Origin of the sequence: Rhizobium sp. RU36D (assembly GCF_900176345.1) — a bacterium.
In the GTDB taxonomy this organism is placed as follows: Bacteria; Pseudomonadota; Alphaproteobacteria; order Rhizobiales; family Rhizobiaceae; genus Allorhizobium.
In genome coordinates this window covers 1-2,616 of record NZ_FWXU01000064.1, presented here as the reverse complement: position 1 = coordinate 2,616, position 2,616 = coordinate 1, and the positions used below count along the sequence as shown (strand labels likewise).

Sequence of the window (2,616 nt, the reverse complement as noted above, 5' to 3'; positions counted from 1 at the left end):
CCGGTCTTCCGGGGCGCGCCCCGGAAGACCGGCGGCCGCAGCACCTGGGGAAGATTCAAACGGCGCTATTGGGGAGTATTGCTCCGGTACTGACAGCTACCGCCTGAACACGCAAGTCGCGGTTCTCGACGTACTCCCGGTACCAGCCCTTCCGGGCATTCTTTGTAGGATAACCCAACTGCCGAATGGTCGCGTTAAGTCGCTTGCCCAGCCGGAGATACAGCTCGACCGCTCGAAGTCTGTCTGCGTAGGAATACATGAACTACCTCCTTGGTGGTCCAAGTTTTCGTCCGCACCCCCACGTTGGACCCGCCGGTTCCGCCTTGGCTTCATCGCCGAAAACGCTGGGACAATTCCACCGGTGTTTGTTCGCCCCTGATGTCGCCGAGCGCCACCGTTGCTTTGAAGGGCGGTGTTGTTCCGGTGCCGTTGTCTCGTCATTGCATATCCTGTTCCTGGCATCTAGGCCGAAGTCAGGCAGAAATTCCGCTTATCATGGCAGTAGAGATTTTTCGAGCCAGCTCTCTTCATCAGCTCCCAGCGGAAATTATACTCAGGGCTGTTCACTGGGGCAGCCAACGACCGCCTTGGATGGCCCCTCGATCGTAAGTAGACGGGACTTAGCGGAGCGGTACTAACCACTGCAGTCATCCCTTCAGAAAGGAACCTGGCGAAGACGGACTTCCGCTCTGCTTCGTTGCTCCTATTATACGGCTCCTCACTGATCAGAACCCATTGGCCCATTCTCTACGTCCTATGGACGTGATGCGCCATGGCTGGCTTTCGATCTTTCGCCAGGCGTCGCAGCAGTGAGCGACGATGTCGTCGTAGGACTTGAAGATGCGGTTCGCCAGCCAGTTCTCGCGCATGAAGAGCCAGAGGTTCTCAACCGGGTTAAGCTCGGGCGATTTCGGCGGCAGTGGCAAAATCGAGATGTTGGCAGGCACGACAAGGTTGTTCGACATGTGCCATCCTGCCTGGTCCATGATGAGGATGGCATGCGCATCATCGGCCACGTGTCGGGAGATTTCAGCCAGGTGCTGCGTCATCGCGTAGGTGTCGCACCAAGGCATGACCAACGCAGCCGCCTTTCCGAGCTTGGGGCAGATGGCACCGAAGATATAGGCCGAGCGGGTTCGCTGGTCAGGCGGGGCTGAGGGCCTTGAACCACGCTTTGCCCAGCGGCCGGTGATCTTGTTTTTCTGACCGAACCGGGCTTCATCTTGATACCAGATCTCTATGCGTTTTCCTTGAGCGGGCCCGCCCGCGATTTCTGCCACTGCGGCGGGAAAGGTTTTTTTAAACTCCTCAATGGCTTGAGGGTCCTGCGCATGATGCTTCGGGCGTGCAGCCAGCTTGCGGCAACCCAAGGCGCGCACCTCTCGGCTCAGCGTCTGCTCACTCACCGAGACACGAAACTCCTCCCAGAGCCACTGGGCCAGATCGCACAGTCGCCAGCGCACGACACCGTCGAGATAGGGTGTCGGTCCCCGTTCGATGGCCTTTGCCAGGGCCGCCCGCTGAACATCGTTCAACCGTGACTTGGGGCCAGGAGCCTTGCCGTCGATCAGCCCATCAGGCCCATTCGTATTGAACCGCATGACCCAGTCCCGCACGATCTGACGAGTGACATTGCCCAGCCGTGCAGCATCCAGGCGCGAGCCTCCGTCATAGATGAGGGCAAGCGCCAGCAATCGACGCGCCTGAGCCGCATGCTTGCTCTGGCGAGCCAGACGTCGAAGACCTTCAGCATCAAAATCTGCCCGTAATGAAATTCCTGTTCGCATATGAACCCTCCGGTTTGCACCAGAGACTCAGATTCATCGCCTTTTGAAAAGCAAAAGGACTCACGGTCAGTGAGGAGCCGTATTACCGAAACGTTGGGGATGTTGTGCGCAAGACTGAGATGGGGCAGTATTCCCTGATGAGATTCGACGCCGCCAAATCAGCCGCATGGATCTGCGCAGGGGTCGTCGTACTCGTCGCGGTCCTTCCAACCGGTTCAATCCTTCCACTGCCTTCTAGCGCTCTAGACCGAACCTTTAGATATGCGGTGCTGTCATGCCTACTGGTATTGGGGTATCCGACGAAGCCGTTAACTACCGTGGCTATAGCCACGATGCTCGCTTTTGGTCTGGAGATTGTGCAGCTAGTATTGCCATGGAGATTGGCCAGTCCAGGGCATGTTGTCAGCAAACTAATAGGTTCAGCACTTGGTATCGCTCTAGGCTATTTGGGGGTGATGCTTGCATGGCGCATTCGCCGAAGCAACTGATGTAGTCGAGCGAGGAGTGTACATCTCGCGTCTTTCGGCTAGAATGGATCAGCCTTCGGGCAGGGGTCGCCAACCCCCTTTCCTTTTGGATTGTGGCGACCCCACCCCTTGACGTAGGTAGCGTCGTCGCTTCCTTATGGACTCATGCACTCTGAGGCGTCAGAATGTACCGTCGATTCCAAACTGACGCAGGTGTCAATGCTTGGTGAAATCTCCCCACCAGTACCGAGGTAAGTTCCCCAATTATGACCTGCCACTGAGAATTTCCTCCAGAATTGATTAGAGTCCGGCCCATTTAGTACGGACGAATGAAGAAGCAGAGATTTACGGAAGAGCAGATT

At 56.9% G+C, this 2,616-nt stretch carries 1 protein-coding gene and 2 pseudogenes; all 3 read right to left on the bottom strand.

Annotation, left to right across the window (positions count from 1 at the left end):
* Positions 1-94: 94 nt before the first annotated feature.
* Positions 95-259, bottom strand: a pseudogene (locus B9A97_RS29135) (IS3 family transposase); the annotation flags it as partial.
* A gap of 42 nt (positions 260-301) precedes the next feature.
* Positions 302-462, bottom strand: a pseudogene (locus B9A97_RS29665) (IS3 family transposase); the annotation flags it as partial.
* 263 nt (positions 463-725) lie between these two features.
* Positions 726-1,787 (bottom strand): IS630 family transposase, encoded by a 1,062-nt coding sequence (locus B9A97_RS29130; protein WP_084369323.1) that lies wholly within the window; start codon positions 1,785-1,787, stop codon positions 726-728.
* Positions 1,788-2,616 lie beyond the last annotated feature (829 nt).